This window comes from Streptomyces sp. NPDC056527 (assembly GCF_042794475.1).
In the GTDB taxonomy this organism is placed as follows: domain Bacteria; phylum Actinomycetota; class Actinomycetes; order Streptomycetales; family Streptomycetaceae; genus Streptomyces.
Genome location: NZ_JBHTTQ010000185.1, coordinates 1 through 6,918 on the forward strand (window position 1 = coordinate 1; position 6,918 = coordinate 6,918).

The following is a 6,918-nucleotide window of genomic DNA, read 5'->3' on the forward strand; positions in this document are numbered from 1 at the left end:
GCGTTCCGCGGGGCCCGTCTCCGTGTGCGGGGTCCTGGGCGCCCGGGCCCCACGGGGCGGGGCCGGGTCCTACAGCAGTTCCTTCAGGCGCTCCGCGAGGAGGTCCCAGCGCCAGCGGTCCTCGACCCAGGCGCGGCCCCGTTCTCCCATGCGCCGGCGCAGCTCGGGGTCGAGGAGGAGGGTCGCGATGCGGTCCGCGGACTCCGCGGGGGCGTCACCGCGGACGACCCAGCCCGTCTCACCGTCCAGGACCGCGTCCGGTGCGCCGCCCGAGTCTCCGGCGACGACCGGGAGGCCGGTGGCCGAGGCCTCCAGGTAGACGATGCCGAGGCCCTCCACGTCGAGTCCGCCGCGGCGGGTCCGGCAGGGCATGGCGAAGACGTCTCCGGCGCCGTAGTGGGCTGGCAGCTCCTCCCACGGCACCGCGCCCGTGAAGCGTACGGAATCGGCCACCCCGGTCGTCGCCGCGAGGGACTTCAGGTCCTTCTCGTACGGGCCGCCCCCGACGATCAGCAGCACCGCGTCCGGCACCCGGCGCAGGATCTCGGGCATGGCCCGGATCAGCGTGTCCTGGCCCTTGCGCGGCACGAGCCGCGAGACGCACACGACGACGGGCCGGTCGCTGAGCCCGAGGCGCTCCCGTACCGCCTCGCCGCCCGAGCCCGAGTGGAAGGTCTTCTCGTCCACGCCTGGCGGGAGCTGCACCATCCGCGCGGCCGCCTCGGGCGTCAGCGCCGCCGCGATCCGCGAGCGCGTGTACTCGCCGAGATACGTGAGGGTGTCCGTGCCCTCGCCGATCCGGCGCAGGAGCTGTCGCGCCGCCGGCAGCTGGGCCCACCCCGCCTCGTGCCCGTGCGTCGTCGCGACGAGCCGCCGCGCACCGGCACGGCGCAGGGCGGGGGCCATCAGGCCGAGCGGCGCCGCCGCCCCGAACCACACGGATTCACAGCCGTGCTCACGCAGCAGCGCGGTCGCCCGCGCGGTGACCCGAGGTGTGGGCAACAGCATGGTGGTGCTGTCGCGCACCACCGTGAAAGGCTGCTCCGCGTCGAACGCGGCGGTCGCCTCGATCCCTTCGCGGCTGCGCTTCCACGTGGAGGCGTAGACCACGATCCGCTCGGGATCCAGGCGCAGCGCCATGTTGTGCAGGAACGCCTGGATTCCACCGGGTCGGGGCGGGAAGTCGTTGGTTACGATCAGGGTCTTGTGCATCGTCGCCGAATGTACGTGACCGCACCCCCCGCCCGGCAACACACCCTCCGCAGGCGCGGACCGACCGACCGACTGGAATGGACGAGGTAGGAATGACGGGCGTACTGGGTACGGCTGCCGAGCGCGCGAGAAGAAACCCCGTCCTCCTCTGGGGACTCACCCGGATCATCCTGCTCCTCTGTGTCTTCAAGGTCGTCACCGTCCCGGGGCCGGACGTCACGAGCGACATCGAGCAGATCTACCAGGGCTGGTACGAGGTCCTGAAGACCGGCACGTATCCGCTGGACGACGTGACCTGGCAGTACCCGCCGCTCGCCGCCCTGGCGATCCTCTCCCCCGCCCTGCTGCCGTTCCTGGGCTACTCCGCCGCCTTCTTCGTGCTCGCGTTCCTCTGCGACGCGGTCGTCTTCGGTCTGCTGATGTACGCGGGGAAGCGCCGGGGCCGCAGCCCGCGCGGCGCGTGGATCTGGATCGCGGGCGTGCCGCTGCTCGGCCCGACCGCCTACGCCCGGTACGACCTGATGGTCACCGCGGTCGCCGTGGCCGCGCTCCTCGCCGGGCTCTCCCGTCCACGGGTGCTCGGCGCGCTGGCCGGCTTCGGGGCGATGCTGAAGGTCTGGCCCGCGCTGCTGCTCGCCGGCACCCCGCGCGGCCGTGCCACCTTCCGCTCGTGGTCGACGGCGGCGGGCGCGGCCGCCGGGCTGCTGCTCCTGTGCGTGCTCGCGGCGCCCGGGGCGCTGGCCTTCCTGACCTTCCAGCGCGACCGGGGGCTGGAGCTCGAGTCCCTGGGCGCGATGCTCTTCCATGTCGCCCGGCACCTCGGCTGGGAGGGCGAGGCGCGGATGAACTACGGCTCGATCGAGTTCCTCGGCCCGTACGTCTCCACCGTCTCCTCCCTGGCGATGGCCCTGACCATCGCCGCCTTCGGCTGGCTGCTGGTGTGGCGGATACGGGCGCGTGCGTTCACGACGTCGACGCCGGCGGACGTGGCGTTCGTGGCGGTGCTGCTGTTCACCACCACGAGCCGGGTGATAAGCCCCCAGTACATGATCTGGCTGATAGGTCTGGCCGCCGTGTGCCTGGCCTACCGGACGAGCCGGATGCGCCGGCCGGCGCATCTGGTGGTGTGGGCGACGGCGGTGACGCAGTTCGAGTTCCCGGTGTGGTTCTCCCACGTGACGGACAGCGATCCGCTGGGCATCGGTCTGCTGCTGATACGGAACGGGCTGCTGGTCGCCGCGTCGGTCTCGGCCTGCCGCGTCCTGTGGCGGCAGACGGTGACGGAGCCGCGTCTCATCCCGGCGAAGATTCCGGTTCAGCAGTCCGAGCGGGCGAGGCGGCTGCCCGTCGCCTGAGCGGACGAGTGCGGCGACGCGTCAGGCCCCCGAGGGCCGCGCACTGCGCCCCCATCGCGAGACCCATGGCCAGGCAGATTCCGGGCAGCCCCAGGCCCGAGAGCGCAGACGCGAGAGGCAGCTGGACGAGGACGCCGGCGATGGTGATCCCGGCGAGCCGCGGGCTGTCGCCGCTGCCCTCGAAGACCCCGGCGAGGGCGATGAACCCGGCCATCAGCACCAGATAGGGGCCCAGGCAGCGCAGGAAGAGCGCTCCGGCGGCCACCACGTCCGGTTCCGCGCCGAAGCCGCGCATGACCGGGCCGGCGACGAGGAACAGCAGAGCGGCGGCGGCCGTACCGAGGACTCCCCCGAGGAACAGGGCCTGCCGGCCGACGGCCCGGCGCTCGTCGTGGCCCGACCCGAGCAGATGCGCGGTGTGGATGGCCGCGGCCTGGCGCACGGCGTAGAACGCCATGGTGGCGACGTACATGGCCTTCGTGGCGATGCCGTACGCGGCGACCTGGGTGACACCGAGCCGGGCCACGACGGCGACCAGGGCGAGGGCCCCCAGCATCCGGACGACGAAGTCGACGGACATGGGCAGCCCGGTGGCGACCGTACGGCGCAGGGCGGCGACCGTCCCCTCCGAGGGAGAGGCGGCCCGCGCGGCCCGCAGGAGCGGGTTGCGACGCAGGGCGAGAAGTCCCGCGCCGAGGGCGACCGTGCGGCCGACGACGGTGGCGAGGGCGGCGCCCCGCACTCCGTACGCGTGGATGAGCAGCGGGTCGAGGACCAGGATCAGTCCGTTGGCGAGAAAGGCGAGCCGCATCGGCGTGCGGGTGTCGCCCGCGCCCTTGAGGATGCCGTCGAGGACCGTGAGGGCGAAGAAGACGGCCGTGCCGGGGAGCGAGATCGCGAAGTAGGCGGCGGCGAGGGCACGGGCGGGGGTGTCGGCGGAGCCGAGGACGAGCCCCGCGAGGGGTTCGCGCAGCAGATAGCCGCCGAGGGCCACGGGCGGGACGAGCAGCGCACCGAGCAGCCGTCCGCCGCGTACGGCTGCCCGCACGGCGCCGGGGTCCTCGGCGCCTCGGGCGCGGGCCACCAGGACGGTGGTGCCGGAGCCTGCCATGAGCACGATGCCGAGAGCGACGTTCTCGACGTTGGTGGCCACGGCGACGGCCGCGACGGCGTCGCCGCCGAGGCGGGCCACCCAGAGCATGCCGATGATCCCGGCGGCGACCGCGGCGAGGAGCTCGCCGTAGACGGGGTACGCGAGCCGGACGAGTGTGCGGCGGTGTGTCATCGACTCCCCCTCGAAGCGAGCTACCTCGATTCGAGGTAGCTCGATAAGAGGTAGCATGGCGCCGGGTCCGGGACAAGCGAGAAGGAGGAGCGGGTGCTGGAGCTGACGATCCTCGGCTTCCTGTACGAGAAGCCGCTGCACGGATACGAGCTGAAGGACCGCATCCAAGGGCTGAGCGGCCATGTGCGCCCGGTCAGCGACGGCGCGCTCTACCCGGCGATCACCCGCATGGTGAAGGCGGGGCTGCTCGAGCGCCGTACCGAACCGGGCACGAGCGCGGCCCCGCGGCGGACGCTGTCACTGACCGCCGAGGGCCGGGCGGAGCTGTTCGCCCGCCTCCGTGACCCCAAGGACGGCGAGATCACCGACGGCCAGCGCTTCTTCACCCTGCTGTCCTTCCTGGGCCTGCTCCCGGACCGCGCGGCCCAGGCGGCCGTCCTCCGTCGCCGCCAGGCCTTCCTGGACACTCCCGCCAGCTTCTTCTACAAGGACGGCGCGCCGGTGCGCGCCGAGGAGGAGCCGGACCTCTTCCGCCAGGGCATGCTGCGCATCGCCCGTGCGACGGGCACCGCGGAGAAGCAGTGGCTCACGGAGGCGTTGGCGGAACTGGACCCCGAGCCCTGACAGCCGGCACCGGCGGCCCCGCCGGTCAGCCCAGCCGGTCCCGCAGGAACGCCCGCCAGGCCGCGGTGAACTCGTCCGGGGTCGTGCCGAGGGTCTCGGCCAGCGCCTTCTCCACCGCGCCCTCGCGCCCCGGGTGGGCGCCCACCGCGCGGTAGAAGGCCGTCAGCTTCGCCTCGCCCCAGCGCTCGGCGATCAGCTCACAGGCCAGCCAGCCGCCCTCGTACGCCCGCGCCAGGGCGTCCGCGTCGCCGCCGAAGGCGAAGGCCTTGTCGTCCGGGAGGACCGCCGGGGCGTCACCTGCGCGGACCGCGCGGCGCAGTTCCGGAGCCGCCTGGACGGCCGTGCGGCCCGTGCCCCGGTACGCGACCCAGTCGGCGAAGCCCTCCGACAGCCACACGGGCGTGGCCGCCGAGGTGGCGGTGCGGGTGGCCACGTGCGTCGTCTCGTGGGTGAGGACGACCTGCCGGCCGAAGTCCCCGAGCACCCCGTACGCCTCGGGGTTGACGATCACCCGGTCCGCCGGGGCGTCCGGCCCGCCGCCGACCTCCCCGGTCGTGACCGCCGCGATCCCCCGGTACGAGGCCGCCGGGGCCCCCAGCAGCCCGCCCATGGCGTCCAGCGAGGCCGGGACGAGCACCACGACCCGGCCCGCCCAGGTCGGGGACCAGGCCGCCGAGACCGCGGGCACCGCCCGGTCGGCCGCCGCCGCGATCGCCCGCAGGCGCTCCTCCGGCTGCCCGACGCCGAGGACGAGGCTGCGCGCGCCGCGTACCGCCTCCACGTCGCCCTGCTGCCACAGCTGCTGGGCGGCGCCCTCGCCGGGCCGGTCGCCGGTCACGTACCAGCGGCCGTCCCGCTCGGTCAGGTCGAGCACGCGCTCCGTGGTGACGGGCCCGGAGTCATAGCCCGCGACCCGGTAGGTCAGGTCGGCGCGGACCGTCGCCCGGCCGCCGCCCGCCCGGTCCCCGCTCTGCCGATCGACGTCCTTCAGCCGGTAGCCCCATGAGGCCAGCGGCACCTCGGCGAGCTGGTCGAACTCCTTCATGGCGGCGGACGCGCGCGTCGGGTCGAGCCCGACCGCGTAGGCCGCCTCGTCCCTGGCGAGCAGCGCCCGCGCATGCCGGTCGAGGAGGGCCTGGATCTCCTGGGGCGCGGCATCGGGAGGCTCGGGTGACGCGCACCCGGCGAGGGTCAGCAGGCCGGCCAGCAGACCGACTGCCGCCCGACGCGCCCCTCCATGCCCCTGACCTGCCACGCCCTCGATCGTACGGGCACGCGTACGCGCAGGCGTACGGGTCAGACTCGCGTCACCGTCGCGTGGGACATCATCCCCACCGGGTCGTAGCGCACCCGCGCCCCGGGGTACGGCGCGTGGATCACCTGCCCGTTGCCGGCGTAGATCCCGACATGGCTGGCGTCGCTGCGGTACGTGACGAGGTCGCCGGGCTGCGCCTGGGAGAGCGGCACCCGCCGTCCCGCGTACCGCTGCGCGGAGGAGGTCCGCGGCAGGCTGATCCCGGCCTGCCGGTACGACCACACCATCAGGCCGGAGCAGTCGAAGGCCCGCGGGCCGGTCGCGCCCCACACATAGGGCATCCCGATCGCGCTGCGCGCCGCGATCACCGCCGCGGCGGCGCGGGAGGAGGCCGGGCCGAGGTCGGGGAGCGGCGGCGGCTCCTCCTCGCGGCCGGAGCGGGAGGTCCGGGCGTCCCGGTCGAACTCCGCGCGGTCCTGGGCGCTCAGGGACGCCAGGACCCGGCGGGCCTCGGCGAGCTTCCGCTCGACGGTGCGCTTGTGCTCGGCGACCCGGGTCCGGCTGCGCTCCAGTTCGGCGAGGAGCCGGCCGGCCTCGGTCCGCTTCTGGTTCAGCCGCCGCTGCTCGGCCTGGAGTTGCCCCAGCGCCATGCCCTGGCGGGCGGCGACCCGGTCGAGCACGGAGGCCCGGTCGAGGTACGAGTCGGGGTCGGAGGAGAGCAGCAGCGCGAGGGCGGGGTCGATGCCGCCGGAGCGGTACTGGGCGCCGGCGACCGAACCGAGCGCGCCCCTCATCCGGTTGATCCGCTCCTGGCCGCGCGCCAGGCCGTCCCGAGCCTGGGAGACCGACCTGCGCAGCGTGTCCGCCCGCTCGTCGGCCTTGTTGAACCCCTCGGTGGCCCGCTCGGCCTCCTCGAAGAGCCGGTCGACCGTGGCCTTGGTGGCGGCCTCCGGGGCGCCGCCCGGGTCGGCGCTCGCGGGGACGGCACCGAAGGCCGTGGCGGCGGTCGCCGCGGCGGCGGTCAGGACGGTGACCCTCACGGGTCGTCGGTGGGACGCCACGTATCGCGCTCCGTTCGGCTGTTACCCAGACTGGCGCGGCAGACAGTAGCCGGTGATCACTCCGCGTCCAACGAAGGCGCCGGGCACACAAAGTGACGCCCCGCCGGAGACCACAGGTCACCGGCG

Annotated in this window: 6 protein-coding genes; 2 read left to right on the top strand and 4 right to left on the bottom strand. The window is 74.3% G+C overall.

What is annotated here, in order from left to right; translation table 11 throughout:
• Nucleotides 1-69: 69 nt before the first annotated feature.
• Nucleotides 70-1,212 (bottom strand): glycosyltransferase family 4 protein, encoded by a 1,143-nt coding sequence (locus ACFQ7Q_RS37090; protein WP_383563361.1) that lies wholly within the window; start codon nucleotides 1,210-1,212, stop codon nucleotides 70-72.
• Nucleotides 1,213-1,304: 92 nt separating this feature from the next.
• On the opposite strand from ACFQ7Q_RS37090, the gene ACFQ7Q_RS37095 reads away from it, so the two are divergent.
• A complete protein-coding gene (locus ACFQ7Q_RS37095; RefSeq protein ID WP_383563364.1) occupies nucleotides 1,305-2,567 on the top strand; it encodes a glycosyltransferase 87 family protein in 1,263 nt (420 codons plus the stop codon).
• Here the strand turns inward: ACFQ7Q_RS37095 and ACFQ7Q_RS37100 are convergent.
• Complete coding sequence (locus ACFQ7Q_RS37100; RefSeq protein ID WP_383563367.1) at nucleotides 2,506-3,852, bottom strand: MATE family efflux transporter; 1,347 nt, start codon at nucleotides 3,850-3,852, stop codon at nucleotides 2,506-2,508. The genes ACFQ7Q_RS37095 and ACFQ7Q_RS37100 overlap by 62 nt on opposite strands.
• 93 nt (nucleotides 3,853-3,945) lie before the next feature.
• Here ACFQ7Q_RS37100 and ACFQ7Q_RS37105 point away from each other — a divergent pair, with 93 nt between their 5' ends.
• Entirely contained in the window at nucleotides 3,946-4,476 is a 531-nt protein-coding gene (locus ACFQ7Q_RS37105) for a PadR family transcriptional regulator (RefSeq protein ID WP_383563370.1), read from the top strand.
• A 25-nt stretch (nucleotides 4,477-4,501) separates the two neighbouring features.
• Here the strand turns inward: ACFQ7Q_RS37105 and ACFQ7Q_RS37110 are convergent, their stop codons facing one another.
• Nucleotides 4,502-5,731 (bottom strand): hypothetical protein, encoded by a 1,230-nt coding sequence (locus tag ACFQ7Q_RS37110; protein ID WP_383563373.1) that lies wholly within the window; start codon nucleotides 5,729-5,731, stop codon nucleotides 4,502-4,504.
• Nucleotides 5,732-5,772: 41 nt separating this feature from the next.
• Nucleotides 5,773-6,792, bottom strand: coding sequence for an NlpC/P60 family protein (locus ACFQ7Q_RS37115; RefSeq protein ID WP_383563376.1), 1,020 nt, complete (start codon nucleotides 6,790-6,792; stop codon nucleotides 5,773-5,775).
• Between the last annotated feature and the right edge of the window lie 126 nt (nucleotides 6,793-6,918).